16 protein-coding genes are annotated in these 18,604 nt (G+C 30.3%); 4 read left to right on the forward strand and 12 right to left on the reverse strand.

Features of this window, described 5'->3' with window-relative positions:
- Positions 1 to 23: 23 nt before the first annotated feature.
- From F1564_RS06165 to F1564_RS06175, 3 genes are read left to right on the forward strand one after another with little or no spacing between them, the layout of a single operon-like run.
- On the forward strand, positions 24 to 1,058 hold the full coding sequence (locus F1564_RS06165) for a GNAT family N-acetyltransferase (protein WP_018449781.1): 1,035 nt from the start codon (positions 24 to 26) through the stop codon (positions 1,056 to 1,058).
- 18 nt (positions 1,059 to 1,076) lie between these two features.
- Positions 1,077 to 2,639 (forward strand): AMP-binding protein, encoded by a 1,563-nt coding sequence (locus tag F1564_RS06170; protein WP_018449780.1) that lies wholly within the window; start codon positions 1,077 to 1,079, stop codon positions 2,637 to 2,639.
- A gap of 27 nt (positions 2,640 to 2,666) precedes the next feature.
- Positions 2,667 to 3,695: a UbiA family prenyltransferase gene (locus tag F1564_RS06175; RefSeq protein WP_018449779.1), complete on the forward strand. Its 1,029-nt coding sequence runs from the start codon at positions 2,667 to 2,669 to the stop codon at positions 3,693 to 3,695.
- Positions 3,696 to 3,867: 172 nt separating this feature from the next.
- Here the strand turns inward: F1564_RS06175 and recR are convergent, their stop codons facing one another.
- The 7 genes from recR to F1564_RS06210 all read right to left on the reverse strand — a co-directional run bounded on the left by recR (position 3,868) and on the right by F1564_RS06210 (position 11,112).
- Positions 3,868 to 4,464: a recombination mediator RecR gene (recR, locus tag F1564_RS06180; protein WP_018449778.1), complete on the reverse strand. Its 597-nt coding sequence runs from the start codon at positions 4,462 to 4,464 to the stop codon at positions 3,868 to 3,870.
- Positions 4,465 to 4,568: 104 nt separating this feature from the next.
- The gene (gene pykF, locus F1564_RS06185) at positions 4,569 to 5,996 is read right to left on the reverse strand and encodes a pyruvate kinase PykF (protein WP_018449776.1); all 1,428 of its coding nucleotides are present in this window, start codon (positions 5,994 to 5,996) and stop codon (positions 4,569 to 4,571) included.
- Positions 5,997 to 6,129: 133 nt separating this feature from the next.
- The gene (pfkA, locus tag F1564_RS06190; RefSeq protein ID WP_018449775.1) at positions 6,130 to 7,092 is read right to left on the reverse strand and encodes a 6-phosphofructokinase; all 963 of its coding nucleotides are present in this window, start codon (positions 7,090 to 7,092) and stop codon (positions 6,130 to 6,132) included.
- Positions 7,093 to 7,515: 423 nt separating this feature from the next.
- Positions 7,516 to 7,950: a hypothetical protein gene (locus tag F1564_RS06195; protein ID WP_018449773.1), complete on the reverse strand. Its 435-nt coding sequence runs from the start codon at positions 7,948 to 7,950 to the stop codon at positions 7,516 to 7,518.
- A gap of 124 nt (positions 7,951 to 8,074) precedes the next feature.
- A complete protein-coding gene (gene mgtE / locus F1564_RS06200; protein ID WP_018449772.1) occupies positions 8,075 to 9,589 on the reverse strand; it encodes a magnesium transporter in 1,515 nt (504 codons plus the stop codon).
- A gap of 55 nt (positions 9,590 to 9,644) precedes the next feature.
- Entirely contained in the window at positions 9,645 to 10,145 is a 501-nt protein-coding gene (locus F1564_RS06205) for an NUDIX hydrolase (protein ID WP_018449771.1), read from the reverse strand.
- Between the two features lie 190 nt (positions 10,146 to 10,335).
- Positions 10,336 to 11,112, reverse strand: a complete 777-nt coding sequence (locus F1564_RS06210) for a histidinol-phosphatase (protein ID WP_018449769.1) — start codon at positions 11,110 to 11,112, stop codon at positions 10,336 to 10,338.
- 155 nt (positions 11,113 to 11,267) lie between these two features.
- Between F1564_RS06210 and F1564_RS06215 the strand changes: the two genes are divergently transcribed.
- A complete protein-coding gene (locus tag F1564_RS06215) occupies positions 11,268 to 12,887 on the forward strand; it encodes an ABC-F family ATP-binding cassette domain-containing protein (protein WP_018449768.1) in 1,620 nt (539 codons plus the stop codon).
- A gap of 284 nt (positions 12,888 to 13,171) precedes the next feature.
- On the opposite strand, the gene F1564_RS06220 is transcribed toward F1564_RS06215, so the two are convergent.
- The 5 genes from F1564_RS06220 to F1564_RS06240 all read right to left on the reverse strand — a co-directional run bounded on the left by F1564_RS06220 (position 13,172) and on the right by F1564_RS06240 (position 18,598).
- Entirely contained in the window at positions 13,172 to 13,639 is a 468-nt protein-coding gene (locus F1564_RS06220) for an SH3 domain-containing protein (RefSeq protein ID WP_018449767.1), read from the reverse strand.
- A gap of 180 nt (positions 13,640 to 13,819) precedes the next feature.
- On the reverse strand, positions 13,820 to 14,242 hold the full coding sequence (gene cdd / locus F1564_RS06225) for a cytidine deaminase (RefSeq protein ID WP_018449766.1): 423 nt from the start codon (positions 14,240 to 14,242) through the stop codon (positions 13,820 to 13,822).
- Positions 14,243 to 14,280: 38 nt separating this feature from the next.
- Complete coding sequence (gene dinB, locus F1564_RS06230) at positions 14,281 to 15,372, reverse strand: DNA polymerase IV (protein WP_018449765.1); 1,092 nt, start codon at positions 15,370 to 15,372, stop codon at positions 14,281 to 14,283.
- A 166-nt stretch (positions 15,373 to 15,538) separates the two neighbouring features.
- Positions 15,539 to 15,820, reverse strand: a complete 282-nt coding sequence (locus F1564_RS06235; protein ID WP_018449764.1) for an HU family DNA-binding protein — start codon at positions 15,818 to 15,820, stop codon at positions 15,539 to 15,541.
- Between the two features lie 102 nt (positions 15,821 to 15,922).
- Positions 15,923 to 18,598, reverse strand: coding sequence for a cation-translocating P-type ATPase (locus F1564_RS06240; RefSeq protein ID WP_018449763.1), 2,676 nt, complete (start codon positions 18,596 to 18,598; stop codon positions 15,923 to 15,925).
- Positions 18,599 to 18,604 lie beyond the last annotated feature (6 nt).

Below are 18,604 nucleotides of genomic sequence, written 5' to 3' on the forward strand. Positions count from 1 at the left end.
TTAAAACAGGAGAAAATATAGATATGAAAATAAAAAGATATGCGATAACAGAAAATAAAAAAATAAATAATAATTATTTAGAAAAATATATTAAAGAAAATGATATTTCTCAAAATGAAATAGCAAGAATTCAGATAGAACGCCCCTCAGAAATTATAGTTTTTCAAGATGAAGCGGAAAAAATGGCAGGAAACCTAAATTTGTGGCATAATCGACCAAATTATAATGGAAAAAAAACATCTTATATTGGAAACATAATGATATTTGAAAAATATAGAAAAGAAAAATTTGAAAAAGAAATATTTGATACACTTTTTGAAGAAATAAGAAAAAATGAGATTGAAGTGATAATTGGACCTTTGAATGGAACTACTTGGAATACGTATCGGTATGTGACAAAAACTGGAAACAGAAAGCCATTCTTGATGGAACCTTGGAATGAAGGCTATTATGTGGAATTATTTCAAAAAATTGGATTTAAACCTCTTGCCAATTATATTTCTACAATAATGGAAAATATGAATCCTGTTAAAAGGGAAAATCTATCTAAGAAAATTGAAAAAATAAAAAAATTGAATTACTATAAGGATGTAAAAGTAAAATCTTCAGAAAATGAAGATATAATAACAATGTTAAATAAAGTCTATGACTTGACAATTCAGGCATTTAAAAATAATTTTTTATATTCTGAACTGGAAAGAGAAATTTTTATAAAAATGTATATGAAATATGAGGATAAAATTGTAAAAAAATTCTTTAAAACGCTTTATCTCAAGGATGAATTAATTGGCTATGTGTTTGGAGTACCTGATTATGCGGAGCTTGAATATAAAGGAAAAATAGAAACAATGATACTTAAGACGATTGCAATTTCTCCAAAATATAACGGAAAAGGAATGGGATATATCTTAATTGATGAACTTGTAAAGGAAGCGGAAAAATCAGGTTATAAAAATGTGATTTATGCTTTGATGTATGAAAAAAATATATCTAAAAATATAGGATCGCTATTGGGAGATGAATTGAGAAGATATACTTTGTTTATAAAGGAACTTTAAATAAAAGGTGGTATAAAAATGACAATAGTTGACAAAATAAAAGAATTAAGAAGTCTGTATCCAGATAAGACAGCTTTATTTGACTTAAATACAGGCAAAAAAGCTACTTTTACCCAAATAGATGAAAAATCAAATTATGTATGTGATTATTTAAGGAAAAAAAATTTTAAAAAAGGAGATAAAATTGTAGTTTTTATTCCAATTGGAGTGGAATTTTACTTGATTTTGACAGCAATATTCAAAATGGGAATACAGGCTGTATTTATTGATCCTTATGCTGGGATTGAGCATATTAATAAATGCTGTGAGATGATTTCACCTGATGGGATAATTGGAAGCAGAAAAACACTTTTGAAGGGATTTTTTCTAAAAGGAATCAGAAAAATTGGGAAAAAAATTAATTATATTAAAGTGATGGAATACTCTGAAAAATTTTCAATAAATGAAAATTGTCAAGTGAAAGAAAATAAAAAAATTGAAAATTATGAAAAAATTGAAGAAGATACACCAGCTCTTATCAGTTTTACAAGTGGAAGTACTGGATTTCCTAAAATTATTATGAGAACTCATAAATTTTTGCTAGGGCAGCATAATGTACTTGAGAAAAATATAAAATTTGAAAAGGAAACATCGGTTTATTCTTCATTCCCAATATTTCTTTTTTCGCACATTGCCACAGGAACAACTACTTTTATTCCTGATTTAAACTGGAAAAAACCTGCAGAATCAAATTTTAAAAATATTGTTAAACAGATAATAGAAAATAATATTCAAAACGTCATCCTCCCTCCTGTAATATTTGAAAATATCGTAAAATTTTGCAAAGATGAAAAAATAACGCTTGAAAATGTTCAAAAGGTATATACAGGTGGTGCTCCTGTTTTTTACAGCCTTATGAAAAAAATTAAAGAAGTTTTTACAAATGCAAAAATTACAGCTTTGTATGGAGCATCAGAAGCTGAGCCAATATCAGTATTAAATTTTGAAGATATAACAAAAGAAGATATTGAAAATATGAAAAATGGAGAAGGGCTGTTGGCTGGAAAAATAGTTAATGAAATAGAACTTAAAATAGAAGAATTAGAAAAAACTCCTGAAAGAAATAAAATCCTAAAAGATAACAATGCTGAAGATTTTTCAGCATTAAAAGGTGAAATACTTGTAAAAGGTGAAAATGTAGTAAACGAATATTTAAATGTTGAGAAAAACCCCAATGAAAAATGGCATAGGACAGGAGATATGGGATATATTAACAAAAAAGGGCAACTTGTACTGCTTGGAAGAGTTAAAGGGAGAATACAGATTGATGAAAATGTTTATTATCCTTTTACTGTGGAAACAGCCTTTTCATTTTGTAAAAACTTGAAAAAATCAGTCCTTACTTCAAAAAATGATAAATTATACCTCTTTGCTGAAAGAAATTCTGGATTTAAAGAAGACTTATCTAAAGATAGTGAAATTAAAAGACTAAAAGAAAAATTTGGAATATTTAAAATAATTGAAACTGAAATTCCAATGGATAAGAGGCATAACAGCAAAACGGATTATAAAAGGCTGGAAGAATTGAAAAAAGAACTTTAGAAATAGATATACGAAGGGAAAAATAAAATGAATAGAAATGATACAAATTCAAAAAAATCAATGATTCAAAATATAAAAAACTTCAAAATATATTTGAATGAACGGTTTCCATTAGGAAAAAACTCTTTTTTTGTACTAATTTTTACTTTGTCAGGATACATTTATACAAGTTTATTATACAATTCAAAAATTATGCATCCATTTTATGTAAAAGGAATTAGAGTACCTATGTCCTTTTATAGAATAGTTCCACTATTCATAATAATTTTTATGTTTTTCCTGCAATTAAGAATAACAGACGAATTTAAGGATTATGAGGAAGACTTAAAATACAGGGCTTACCGTCCTGTTCAGAGAGGTATAATTTCATTAAAAACATTAGGAAAAATAGGAATTGCTACTGTTATAACACAAATAATACTTGCACACGTTATAGATCCTGAAATTATCTATTTTATGATATTTGTATGGATTTATATGTTCTTAATGGCAAAGGAATTTTTTATAAAAAAATGGCTTACAAAAAGAATTTTGATTTATGCTCTCTCCCACGTTGTAATAATGGTATTCATTACTCTCGTTATTGTAGAATCTACACGATACATTGTACCAAAAAATATTTTTGACGTTTTTATATTACAACGGTATAAACATAATATTGATATTGCCCTAATTCCTCTTTTTGCATTAAATTATCTAAACGGAATTGTTCTAGAAATTGGAAGAAAAACGAGAAGAGCTGACGAAGAAGAACATGGAGTGCAGACGTATAGCAAACTTTGGGGAAAGAAAAAGGCTGTAGTAATTTTAAGTTTACTTTTTGTTATTGAATATTTTCTTGTCATTCTTGGGCTTGCCCATACTTACGAAAAATATTTTTTCTTTGGTGGATTAACATTGCTTGTAATATTAGTAGTTTCAATATATTTTATGATAAAATTTTTGAAAAAGGATTTATCAGGAAAAATTGTGGAAAGTGTGTCGGGACTTTGGATTATTTTTTCTAGTATGGGGATGGGGCTTCTTCCTTATTTTATATTTAGTTTAATAAGATAAAAAATATACTCAGGCAATATTTTATTTAAATACTCGAAACCATTTAAAATTAGACTATTAAAAACTATATAAAACTTAGAATTTGAATAAAATAGTCATAGTTTTTAAGTTCAGTTTTACTATATTATTGCTTGAGTATTTATATTAACTCCTGAAATCTGTTAAAATAAATCTAATTTTCATCATCTACATTAACTCTACCTTCCAATGATCTTCCAAGAGTTGCCATATCAGTGTATTCAATATTTCCACCCATTGGAATACCACTAGCAATTTTAGAGATTTTTACATCTCTTACCTTTAAAAATTTTGTTAAGTAAAGACTTGTAGTTTCTCCTTCCAAATCAGGATTTAAAGCTAAAATAACTTCCCTAACACTTCCATCTATCCTATCCAGCAACTTTTTCAAATTCAAATCTTCAATAGTAATTCCATTTAACGGATCAATTTTGCCGCCTAAAACATGATAAAGCCCATTATATGTTTCTGACTTCTCAAAGGCAATCACATCTCTTACACCTTCTACAACACAAATTACTCCCTTATCTCTTTTTTCATTCTCACAAATTTCACAAATTTCATTTTCCGATAAATTTCCACAAATTTTACAATGTTTAATATTTGTATGTGAATCTTTTATTATTTCTAACATTCTATCAACTTCTGCTTCACTCCTGTCTAGTACATCAAATGCAATTCTTGCCGCACTTTTTCTCCCAATTCCAGGCAATTTTGCAAAAACATCAATTAAATCATCTAATTTCTTCATATTTTTTATTTTCTCTCCTTTTTAATTTTAAAAAAGGGAAAGGCATAAAAACCGTTTCCCTTATAAAAATATTTATGATTAAAATGTCAAACAATTAAATTTAACTATTCTCCAACTCTTTCCACTCTAAATGTATTAGTTGTTCCTTCTTTAGAAATTCCAGTTACTAATACTACTAAGTCACCTTTTTTAGCTTCTTCGTGATTAGCTGCAATTTCTCTTGCTTTTGCAAAAAAGTCATCAGTTTTATCTAATCCTTTTTCTACGTAAGCTCTAACTCCTCTTACTAATGCCAATTGTCTAGCAGTTTGTTCATTATCAGTTAATGCAATTATAGGTACAGTTGGTCCATATTTTCTAATCATTTTAGGAGATCTTCCTGTTTTTGTCCAACATACGATTAATTTAGCATCCAATGATTGTGTAGTACTTACTGCACCGCTTGAAATTGCTTCTGTAACAGAAATATCTGATCCTCCTGGAGTTTCAACTGTTTTGAATTTTTTAAATTCATCTGTTCTTTTTGAAATAGTAGCCATCATCTTAACAGCTTCTACTGGATATTTACCTTTTGCTGATTCTCCTGATAACATAACTGCATCTGTTCCATCTAAAATAGCATTAGCAACGTCTCCTGCTTCTGCTCTTGTAGGTCTTGGGTTTCTAATCATTGAATCTAACATTTGTGTAGCTGTAATAACTGGTTTTCCAGCTTTGTTACATTTTCTAATCATCATTTTTTGCATGAAAGGAACTTCTTCAGCAGGAACTTCTACTCCTAAATCTCCTCTTGCTACCATGATTCCATCACTTAATTCCAAGATTTCATCGAAGTTGTCAACACCTTCTTGGCTTTCAATTTTAGGAATAATTTGAATATTTTTTCCACCATTATCATCTAGTACTTTTCTTACTTCAGCAACGTCAGATGCTTTTCTTATGAATGAAGCTGCTACAAAGTCAACACCTTGTTTGCAACCAAATTTCAAGTCAGCAATATCTTTTTCAGCTAATGCAGGCAATCCAACTGAAACATCTGGCAAGTTTACACCTTTAGTTTCTCCTAATTCTCCAGTATTTGTGATAACACAGTGAACTTCTCCAGCTGCTTTGTCTACGCTCTCAACTTTTAATCCAACTAAACCATCATCTAATAAAACTGTTGTTCCTTCATATAAGTCATCAACAATTCCAGGATAAGAAACTGCAAATTTGTCAGCATTTCCAACGAAAGAGTAATCAGTAGTAATTGTTACCTTCTTACCTGTTTCTAACAATACATCTTTCCCGCCTTCTAATTTTCCAGTTCTAATTTCAGGCCCTTTAGTATCTAATAAAATCCCTATTTCTTTACCTGTTTTTTTCATTACTTCTCTAATATTTTTAATTCTTTGTCCATGTTCTTCAAAATCACCATGAGAAAAGTTCAATCTCATTACGTTCATTCCACTTTCTACTAATTTTGTCAACATTTCAACACTTTCAGTTTTTGGACCGATGGTACAAACAACTTTAGTCATTTTAATTTTCATTTTTCCTCCTAAAATTTAATTTAAAATTTTCATTGCCTTAAATTATCAATGAATTCTTGCTAAAGAGCAAGAAAGTTCATTTACAGTTTATCAAAATTAAAAAATTACTAAACTAACATAACTTTTTATTAAATTATAATGATAACATATTTGCAATTGCATAATCAGCTGCAGATGCTTTTGAATAATTTTCCCAAGCATAAGATAATTTATGAGTTGTAACTTCTTCACTTTGGATTCCAACCATTAATCCACCTTTTCCTTCAGCAATTAATTCAACTGCCTTAACAGCCAATCTTGTTGCTAAAATTCTATCAAATGCAGTAGGTGCTCCACCTCTTTGAATATGCCCTAAAATAGTAACTCTTATACTTGTGTTAACTCTTGTTGACAGCTCTTCTTTAAGTTGAACAACATTTCCAACGCCTTCAGCAACAACAATTATATCGTACAATTTACCATCTGCACGTCTTTTTTTTATTACTTCTGCCAAGTCATCAATTGAGCTTTCAGTTTCTGGAATCATAACTCCGCTTGCTCCTCCTGCTATTGCAGAATAAAGAGCTAAATCTCCACAGTTTCTTCCCATTACTTCAACTAAATATGTTCTTTCGTGTGAAGTAGCAGTATCTTTTAATTTTGAGATTGCATCTAATATAATATTTAATGCTGTATCATAACCGACTGTATAGTCAGTTCCAGCTACATCATTATCAATAGTTCCTGGAATTCCAATTGTTTTGATTCCGTGTTCTTCATATAAGTAATGTGCCCCATGGAACGATCCATCTCCACCGATTACAACTAATCCGTCAATTCCATATTTTTTCAGATTAGCCGCCGCTTTTGCCCTAACTTCAGGATCTTTAAATTCAGGTAATCTTGCTGATAATAAAATTGTTCCTCCTTTGTCAGCAATTCCACTTACATCTAGTAATGTTAATGGAGCAATTTGATCCTCAAGCATCCCTTTGTATCCTCTTTTTATGCCATAAACTTCCATTCCTTTGTTAATGGCAGCTTTCGTCACAGCTCTTATCGCTGTATTCATACCTTGTGAATCTCCTCCACTTGTTAAAATTGCGATTTTTTTCATCGTACTTTTTCTCCTTCTATGACATTTATAATATTTAAAAATTTAATTTCAATCTTTACATTTTTATATTAGCATTTTTGAAATCCATTGTCAATTAATTTTTGAAATTATTTTAATTAAAGCCTTATTTTTCACTATTTTTTAGATTTTTTCACAGTAAAATTATTTTTTAAATGAATTTTGATTTATTTTATTTAATTTTTAATATATACTTTATGTACGAACAATAATTTCTTCAATACTTTTTCCATATTGAACAACCCATTCCAATACAAGCCAGGTAAAATACAAAATACTTTTGTTTATAATTCTATCTTCAACGTTTGTCCAGTTTAATCTAAAATCTTATTTTGTAAATAAATTTCACATTTTATAGCAAAGGACTTTAAATTATCACGCTCCAGTCCATCAGTTTGTTTTCCTTTATATTTTTTTCTGTTCAAAATTATCCAATTCCTTTTCTAAAATTAAAATAACTGTCATATCTGCAGGTATCATACTCAAAATTTTTTGGTACAGTTCTGCTTTTTTTTCACGACATACTTTTAAAAATAGCAGGCAATCCCTCTTTTTCTTTAATCTCAAGCTGTATCCATCATTTAAAAGAATATTAAAATTTATTGTCTTAAAAGTTCCCTGACGAATAAAAATTCTTGTTAAAACACAAAGTTTTACTTCATTAATATTAAAATATATTTCCTGTTTTTTTATTTTTGGTATAAAAGTAAATATAAATTCTCCATCCAGTTCTTCCAAATTTTCTGCATTAAATTTAATCTTTTTCATAATTAGGGAAAAAATCACATAAACTATATATAAAATCAGTATTATTGTAGGTAACGGCAAATTGATTTGCATAATTTCCTCCTTTCAAACTTACACTTCAGTCATTTATAAAAGTCTAAAAACTTCAATAACTACAGCATTTTTAAATTTTTATAGCTTTTACTTTTAAAATTGCCTAAATTTATTCTATCAAATATTAAGTTAATTTATTTAAAAATACTGTTGCCAAACTTAAAAATATTAAAAATCCAAAACAATCTGTCGCTGTTGTCAGTACCACAGCCGAAGCCATCGCAGGATCAATTTTTAACGCTTTTAATGTTATTGGTATCAAAAATCCGATCATACAGGCAATCACAAGATTTCCGATCATTGCCAAAAATACAATTAATCCCATATAAAAATTTCCGTAAAGTACCCATAAGATTCCTCCGCACAGCAATCCTAAGATCGCTCCATTTATTGCTCCAACTAAAAGTGTCTTTCCAATTATTCCAATTGTATCCTTTAAATCAACTTCTCCTAACGCTAATGCACGAATTGTTACAGATAAGGCTTGAGTCCCTGCATTTCCTCCCATTCCGCTGATTATTGTCATTATTGAAGATAAAATGACTACTTTTTCAACTGTATTGGAAAATAGCCCAATTACAAATGAAGCCAGAAAAGCTGTTGCGAGATTTATAACTAACCAAGGTAATCTTTGCTTAACAGAAAATAAAAATGGTGAATCAATCTCTTCTTCTTCTGAAACTCCCCCTAATTTTAAAATATCCTCAGTATTTTCCTCCTGAATTACATCAATAATGTCATCTACTGTTATAATTCCCAATATATTCTTTTTATGATTAATAACAGGCACTACACGTAAATCGTATTTTGACACAATTCTAGCCACTTCTTCCTGATCTTCCTCAACATAGACATATTTTACATTTTCATCCATTATATTCTCAAGTTTTGTATCTTCTGAAGAAATTAATATATCCCGTAAGTCTGCCTCTCCAACCAGTTCTTTTTTTTCATTTGTAACAAAAATAGTTTCAATCACTTCTGTCTTTGGAGCAATAATTTTCAACTTAGCCATTACATCTTTTATTTCCAGATTTTGCTTAAATGCAATATACTGGGTTGTCATTATTCCTCCAGCCGTGTCTTCCTCATAGCCTAGTAATTCTCGAAATTTATTCGCCTGTGAACGTTTCATCTTATCAAGAATTGATTTACTCTTTTGAATGTCAATATATCCTAAAATATCGACTACGTCATCTGGCGACATATATCCCAAAATATCTATGTCTTCTTCATCTGAAAGCAAATCTATAATTCTCGTTTGCAATTCTTCATCTGCCTGCTCTAAAACACTAGCCTTATTCTCATTGCTCATAAGCTCAAACACTCTTAAAAGTTCATCATCATCCAACTCTTCAAAACTTTCTGCAATATCAATCGAATGATTATCTTCAAAGTATTCTTTCAGCTCTTTCTCTGTTTCAATTTTTTGAATTTCCTCAGCCATTTCTTCAGGCGATACTTCTTCATTTTCTTCAAAATCCTTAACATCCTCTTCAGACATACGGTTTCTAATTTCATCCTTTAATTTCTCCACATCCTGCTGAGTTACTTCCTCTTGAACTGATTCTTTTATGTTAGTGTTATTATTAATGTCAATATCTTGTTTGTCTAAATTTACTTTATTATTTTGATTCATTAATTCCCCCTTTCCATCATTTTTATATTTTTATTTAAATATAATCAGTTATTTCTTAATTTTTCCCTGAAAAATAAGTTACTGCAAGTATTGTTTTCATATCATTTGAAAGTTTTACAATATCCTTCACATCAATCCAAACCACTTTCACATCTTCCCCATTATCTAGCGACTGCTCAAGCGGCTTAATATCATCCGATCTCAATCTCCCACTAAAAAAATATAGATTTTCAGTAGTATACCCAGGCGACACATAAAGCCCTTGCGGCAATTCTTTTACATCCACAATATCCCTTTCCAAATATCCAGTTTCTTCCCGTAATTCCCTAAAAGCTGCTGTCTTAGGATCTTCATCCCCGTCAATCAGCCCAGCACAAACTTCCAAAGTATAATCTTTCGGACCTGGACGGAATTGTTTTACCAATATTGCTTTTTCTCTAGTTTCATTAAATAAAACAAAACAAACCGCATTAGACTTATCTAGATATTCCAAAGTTATCCCAGTTGTTGGGTGTATCATTTTTGCCCCTTTTAAAAATTTAAAACTATTATCCATTTTTATTTATTGTATGATAAAATATCATACACTCCTTTCCTGCAATTTTTTATTTTCCTTACTTTTAAAATTCATAATAGACCTGTTCGATAACTTAAATCTTTTTATTCTTATAAGGGGCAAGGCCCCTTGCTTTAGAACATTTATTTTATTAGATTCTAAATACATAAATTTTAGAACAAGTTTAATTTCAAAAAATACTCTCAATCACATTTAATCCAATTTCCTTTGCAAATTTTCTTGCAATTTCCATTTCCCTATCTTCCATCCTGTTAAAATTGTGCGTATCCGATCCAATTATCGTTCTAACATTATACTGTTTCACAATTTCCCAAAATTCCTTGTACGGATACATATATCTGTCCCAGTCAGGATGTCTTTCAAACGATTTTCTTATCCCATTTGCATTTACTTCAAGCGGTACATCTATTTTTTCTGCGGCTTTAGAAATAATGTGTGCAGCTTTTTCACAACTTTCATCCCAAGTTCGATAATTTACCATGTACAAGTCTGGATGTGCAATATAGTCAAATTTTCGGCTTTCTATTGCTTCTATCATATATTTGGCATAACTTATGACATCTTCACCTGTTTTTATTTTCCAGGAACTATAATTTTTATTATCTCCAGATTTTCTAAAAATATGCAGTCCTAAAACAAGATAATCCAGTTTTTCCCTATATTTATCATATTTTTCAAGAAGCTCTGGAAAATATTCTATTTCCAGTGATTTATAAATTTTAATTTTATCTCCATATTTTTTCTGCGCATCTTCAATTTCCTTTAAATATCCACTAAAGTCCTCTTCTTTCATTCGGTTATCTTCATAATATTCAGGCATTGGAGCGTGATCTGATATTCCAAGCTCGGTGTAGCCTTCCCTAATTGCCACCTTTACATAATCTTCCACATTTCCAACGGCATGTTCACATCGATAATTGTGAGTGTGAAAATTTGTCTTATTCATACGTTTTCCCCATTCTGTATTTTCAAAATTTTTCCTTTCATATATTTTACCAATTATTTGGGAAAAAATAAAGGTTTTAAATAAATTTATTTTGTTTTTAGTGAAAATTTTTGATATAATATAAATAAATTATAAATATTTAAGGAGGAAATTTTTTGATTTCAACAAGTAATTTATCTGTCCAGTTTGGTGGACGAAAACTTTTTGATGAAGTGAATATTAAATTTACAGAGGGGAACTGTTACGGTATTATTGGACCGAACGGAGCTGGAAAATCCACATTTTTAAAAGTTCTAACTGGAGAACTTGACTCTACTTCGGGAGAAGTTATTGTAGAAAAAAATAAAAGACTGTCATTTTTAAAACAGGACCACTTTGCCTATGAAGATGAGGAAGTGCTAAATGTAGTAATGATGGGACACGCAAAATTATATGATATTATGCTGCAAAAAAATGCTTTATACGCAAAAACTGAATTTACAGAAGAAGATGGAAATTTGGCGGCTGAACTTGAAGGAGAATTTGCAGAGCTGGACGGCTGGGAAGCTGAAACAAATGCTGAAAAATTTCTAATTGGATTAGGAATTCCCGCTGAAATGCACCACAAGCTGATGAAAGAATTAACAGAGCCTGAAAAGGTAAAAGTGCTGCTTGCACAGGCTATTTTTGGAAATCCTGATATTCTGTTGCTAGATGAGCCTACAAACGGACTTGACTTGCATGCAGTAAAATGGTTAGAAGATTTTCTAATGGAACTGGAAAATACTACTGTACTTGTCGTTTCACACGATAGACATTTTTTAAACAAAGTTTGTACTCACATTGCCGACATTGATTACGGAAAAATTAAAATGTTCGTTGGGAACTATGATTTCTGGTATGAATCAAATCAATTAATGCAAGAATTAATTAGAAACCAAAATAAAAAAATGGAGCAAAAGAAAAAGGAACTGCAAGACTTTATTGCACGTTTCTCTGCCAACGCCTCAAAATCAAAACAGGCTACTAGCCGTAAAAAGCAACTGGAAAAATTACAATTTGAAGATATGCAGGTTTCCAACAGAAAATATCCATATATTGAGTTCAAGCCTGAGAGGGAAGCTGGAAACAATATGTTAAAAGTTGAGAACTTAACAAAAACTGTTGATGGCGAAAAAATCCTTGACAATATTTCATTTACGATAAATACTGGAGATAAAGTTGTAATTTTGTCAAAAAACGATATAGCCAAAACTACTCTTTTCCAAATTTTAGCTGACGAGCTAGAACCTGATTCTGGAAAGGTTGAATGGGGAGTTACAACTTCACAAAGCTATTTTCCAAAAGATAACTCAGAATATTTTGAGAATGTCGACTTGTCACTAATTGACTGGCTAAGACAATTTTCAGAAGATCAACATGAAGAATATGTACGTGGATTTTTAGGAAGAATGTTATTCTCAGGAGAAGAGGCAAGAAAAAAGGCAAAAGTGCTTTCTGGAGGGGAAAAAGTCCGTTGTATGCTTTCAAAAATGATGCTATCCAATGCAAATGTCCTATTATTAGACAACCCAACAGATCACTTGGATCTTGAAGCAATTACATCGCTTAATAAATCGCTGGAAAGATTTGACGGAACAATTTTATTTACAACACACGACCACGAATTTATTCAGACAATTGCAAATAAAATCATTGAAATTACACCAAAAGGAATTTTGGAAAAAGAAATGGAATATGATGATTATTTGAACGATGAAACTGTTGAAGCAAGACTTAAAGAATTGTATAGTTAGTAACTTTTTATTGTACCTATATTATTTCCCATTTAAACAGCAGACTGGTTATAAATTTCTTTGCAAAGGGTAAGAACCCTTGCTGTTAAATAATATAAAATATAACTTCTCTTTAATTTAATAAAAAAGCAAATATCTAAAAATAGCAGGATTTTTAATTTTTCCTGCCATTTTTTTATTCTCTTATTTCTTTCTTAATTTTTTACTTGCTTTGATAAATTATATAACTCTAAGAATTAAATTTTTTTCCATTTATCAACTTTTGATAGTTAATCAAAAATATCTTACTTTTTAGCTACTTGATTGCTATAAATATAACCGTATTCATTTCCATTATATTTTATGTAATACCAGTCATCATCTGTCTTGCTTATTGCATAAACTATTTGTCCAGTTTTTAATCTAGATTTTATTGTAGATTTTGTTGTTGGCTTTTCTCTTATGTTGCTGTAACCTTCGCTTGAAGTTATAATAAGTTTTCCAACTATTTCCTTTAACTGACTATTATGAATATAACCAGTAAATGTTTTTTTTATATCACTGTTGTAATATGTCACTTTATGCCATTCACCTGATTTTTCATTACTTTCTAGTATATTTCCATTTTTAATAGTTTCAATAACTTTTGAATCAGTACCTGCGGCTTGTCGTATATTAATTGCATTGTCTTTTGATGATGTTATGAAAGTCGCACCCATTGAAATAGCACTAAAAATTACAGATAAAATTGAAACTAAAAATATCTTTTTCATAAAAAATCACTCCTTAAAGGTTAAAATTTTTATTTATATATAATACTTGTTGTTCTCAATAATATTATAACCTATTTTTTTGATTTTGCAAATAAAAACTATAAAAAATATAATATTTTTTAAATTAATTTCAAAAAATAATATAATATAAAATTTACAAATAACTATAAATTTTGTTTTTTAAAAATTTTCTAAAGCAAAAGAATACGGCAACAATTTCTCCAATGAAGTTATTTTATATTTTCCATCTTTATTTGCTAAAATGATAACTGTATCTTTATCCGAAAACTCTTTCATTACTTGCCTGCACGCTCCGCAAGGGCTAATTGGCTCAGGAGTATTTCCTGTTACGACAAGCAGTTTTATTTTTTTCATACCTTCTGTAACTGCTGTTGTAATCGCATTACGCTCTGCACAAAGCGTCAATCCATAAGAGGCATTTTCAACGTTAATCCCCTTATATTTTTTCCCATTATTGTCAATTAGCAATGCTGCGACAGGAAATTTAGAATAAGGAACGTATGCTCTTTCCAATAAGAGATTCGCTTCATCAATATAATTTAATATTTCTTTTTTCTCTTCATCAAAATTTATTAAATTCATCTATTTCACTTCCTATTGTATAAATTTTTTATATATTTTTATTTTAGATCATTGAACGAAAGTTGAACCACATTACTTTTTAGAATCGAACTCAGCTGAACTCCAATAAGCCGTACTTCGTCCTTTTTTTCAAAAAATTCTAAATTTTCAAGAGTTGCCTCATATATTGTATTTACATTATTTGTCGCACTTTTCAAAGTTTTTGAGCGGGTATGTGTTGAAAAATTAGAATATCTAATTTTTATTGTGACTGTTTTGGCAAATTCATTTTTCTCAATAAGTTTATCACTTAGTCTTTTAGACTGTCTCTTTAATTCAGCGTGTAGTACCAAAATATCATTTTCTTCACGATGAAAAGTAATTTCATGACCATAAGACTGTCTTTTCCTATCTATGTTTATCTCAGAAATATGCAGTCCACGAACAGAATTATACAAGTAATCTCCCTTACTTTCCCCAAATCTTCTAATTAATTCATTTCTTTCAATTTCATATAATTGAAAAACTTTTGTTATATTAAACAATTCTAACATTTCTCTAGTTTTTTTTCCAATCCCTGGAATTATTCCCAAATCCTTGTCATAAATATAATCCAAAAAATGATCACGATTTTTAAAAATAAAATAACCATCAGGTTTATCAATATCACTTGCAATTTTGGCACTTATCTTGCTAAAACCAATCCCAACTGAACAAGTTAAACGAGAATTATCATAAATATACCTTTTAAATCTTTTTATAAATCTTTCAATTTTTAAAATCTCTTCCTTCTTACTAAGTTCTACATCTTTATTTCTTATAAATTCTGTAATATCAATATATCCCTCATCAACTGAAGTAAACTCACTTTTTTTTAGAACTTTTTTTATTAATTTCTGTATTCTTCTGCCTTCTTCAAAATAAACACCTTTTCTAAGATTCACAACAATAAGATTTGGACATAACCGTTTAGCCTGAATTGTAGGCATAGCAGATCTTATACCGTATTTTCTAGCTTCATAACTGGCAGTCGTAACAACTCCATATCCTATTGCGATAGGTCTTCCTCGAAGTTCACTATTATCCCGTTGCTCTATTGAGGCAAAAAAGGCATCCATATCATAATGCAAATAAATCTTTTCTTTTTTCATAATTTAAATTTCCTATTTTTTTAATTTATTTTCACGTCTGACTTTAATACTAACTCCTAGTTTATCCTTCTATATAAAATTTTTAGCAGCAAACAATTTTACAAAATAAATAAAAAACTATCCTGAGAATGAAAAATCTTCAGGATAGCTATTACAAAAAGTTATATTATTTAGCTTCTGCAATTTTATCAGCTAATTTTTTCCCAACTTTGAATTTAACTACTTTTTTAGCTTCAATTTTGATTGGAGCACCAGTTGATGGATTTCTTCCTTCTCTAGCTGCTCTTTCTTTTACTTCAAAAGTTCCCCAACCTACAAATTGGATATTTTCACCTTTTACTAAAGATTCTTCTGTTGTTTCTAAAAAAGCATTTACCAATTCTTCAGCTCTTTTTTTAGTTTCTCCAGTTGCTTTTGCATAAGCATCTACAAATTCTTTTTTTGACATTTTATCTCCTCCAAACTTTTTTCATTGTTTATTATATGTTATCACATTTTCAGTATTTGTCAAGGATTTCTTAAAATAAAAAAAATATCTTTTTATGTTTTTTTAATCATTTCTTCTTCTTGAAATCACTTTTATAATTTCATTAACAACAAACGGAACTAATGACAAGCCGATTACCATTCCCCAATGACTTGAATCAATCGCAGTCACTTTAAACATTTGTGCAATACTTGGAATCGAAGTCAAGCCAATTTGTAAAACTATTCCAATAACAATTGACCCAATTAAAAATTTATTCCCAAAAAATCCCACTTCAAAAATAGTTTTTTTACTATTTCTCATTGACAATGAATAAAACAATTGTGAGAATGTAAGAACGATAAATGCCATTGTTCTTCCATAAGTCAGAATCTCTCGTGTTGCTGAATTATTTTCTTTTACAAGCGAAATAGATATATTTCCGCTATGAATAATTCCCAAATAAAATGCGACAAGTGTAAGTATTCCAATCAACACTCCACCGACAATTGATCTCATTCCTGCACCTTCAGAAAAGAAACTTTCCTTCGGATTTCTAGGTTTTCTAGCCATAACTTCCTTATCTCCAGGATCCATTCCAAGTGAAATCGCAGGCAATGTGTCAGTTATCAAGTTTACCCATAAAAGCTGAGTTGCAACTAATGGTATTGCCCAGCCGAATAATGTTGCAATAAATACACACAAAACTTCTCCCAAATTACAAGAAAGTAAAAATATAATTGTTTTTTTAATATTATTAAAAATATTTCTTCCTTCTTCAATCGCATGAATTATCGTAGTAAAATTGTCATCAGTCAAAATCATGTCACTAGCACCTTTAGAAACATCAGTCCCTGTAATTCCCATTGCCACTCCTATATCGGCAAATTTAAGCGACGGTGCATCATTTACTCCATCTCCAGTCATCGAAACGATATTTCCTTGCTCTTTAAACGCTTTTACAATCTTAACTTTATGCTCAGGCGAAACTCTTGCAAACACCCTATATTTATTCACTTCCTTAGCAAATTTATCATCTGGAATCTCATCAATTTCAGCTCCAGTCAAACTTTGACTAATATCTGTCGCAATTCCTAACTCTTTTGCAATTGCAACCGCCGTATTCTTATGATCCCCAGTTATCATAATCGGAGTAATTCCAGCCTTTTTAGCTTCTACAATCGAATCTTTCACTTCAGTTCTAGGCGGATCAATCATTCCAACAATTCCAACTACAACCAGATCTTTTTCCATCTCTTCAGGCGAAATTTGGCTGTCAACATCTTTAAATGCCACTCCAAGCACTCTTAAAGCGTCATCAGACATTTCTTCAGCAACTTTCAATATTTTATTTTTTTCTTCTTCAGTCAATGGTAAAATTTCTCCATTTACAAGAATTTTATTTGCTCTTGTAAGAATGTTGTCAATCGCACCTTTTGTATGAACTCTATATTTCCCACCTTCTTCATTAAGTGTCGACATCAATTTTCTGTCTGAATCAAATGGATTTTCAGAAACCCTTTTATATTTAGCATTCAACGCATTTTTTTCCAGATCAAATTTATTTCCCAATACAATCAGAGCCACTTCTGTTGGATCTCCAATATCCTGTCCATTTTCAACAGATGCATCCGAGCAAAGCACAAACGAACGGATTAACTCAGTTTCATCAGCATTCGCCTTTTGTCCATTCTGACTGGAAATATCCCTTAAATTATCCAGAGTATATGTTTTCAAAACTGTCATCTTATTTTGAGTAAGTGTCCCAGTTTTATCAGAACAAACGATATTTACTGCTCCTAACGTTTCAACAGCAGGTAATTTTCTCACAATTGCATTTTTTTTCGACATAGTCTTTACTCCAAGTGAGAGTACGATTGCAACAATCGCAACAAGCCCTTCAGGAATTGCCGCCACAGCCAAACTTATCGCCGTCATAAACATATCGACCACTCCTCTTCCTTGAATCAATCCTATAACAAAAATGATTCCGCAAATTACCATTGCTCCATAACCTAGAATTTTTCCTAATTCTTCCAGTTTTATCTGAAGTGGAGTCAATGTATTGTTATCTTCATCCAAAATTTGTGCAATTTTACCAATTTCTGTATTCATTCCAGTTTCAACTACAACGCCTTCTCCTCTTCCATAAGTTGCCATAGTTGACATAAAAGCCATATTTTCCTTATCTCCAATAGGTATTTTTGCATCAGCTGTTATAAAGTTGGCATCTTTTTCACTTGGAACAGATTCTCCAGTAAGTGCCGACTCTTCAATTTGTAAATTGGCACTTTCAATAAGTCTAACATCTGCTGGAATAAATCTCCCCGCATCAATTATTAAAATATCTCCCGGTACCAGTTCTTCGGAATTAACTTCAATAACTTCCCCATTTCTTCTAACCAAGCTCTTAGGTGTAGTCATTTGCTGTAACGCTTCCAGCGCCTTTTCCGCTTTAGATTCCTGCACAACTCCAACTATCGCGTTTATAAGGACTACTGCTAAAATTATCAAAGCATCAGCTATCCCATCCTTTCCATGTGCAACAATATTAATCACAGCCGCACCAATTAGCACATAAATAAGCATATCCTGAAGCTGTGCTAAAAACAATTGCAGCAAACTTTTTTTCGGCTTTCCTTTTAATTTATTAGGTCCATATTTGTCCAGGCGATTTTTTACTTCTTCCGTTGAAAGTCCCGTTTCTGAAGAAACATTCAACTCTTTCAAAACATCTTTTGATGATTTAGTAAACCACATATTTTA

It is taken from the genome of Leptotrichia shahii, assembly GCF_008327825.1.
GTDB classification, from domain to species: domain Bacteria; phylum Fusobacteriota; class Fusobacteriia; order Fusobacteriales; family Leptotrichiaceae; genus Leptotrichia; species Leptotrichia shahii.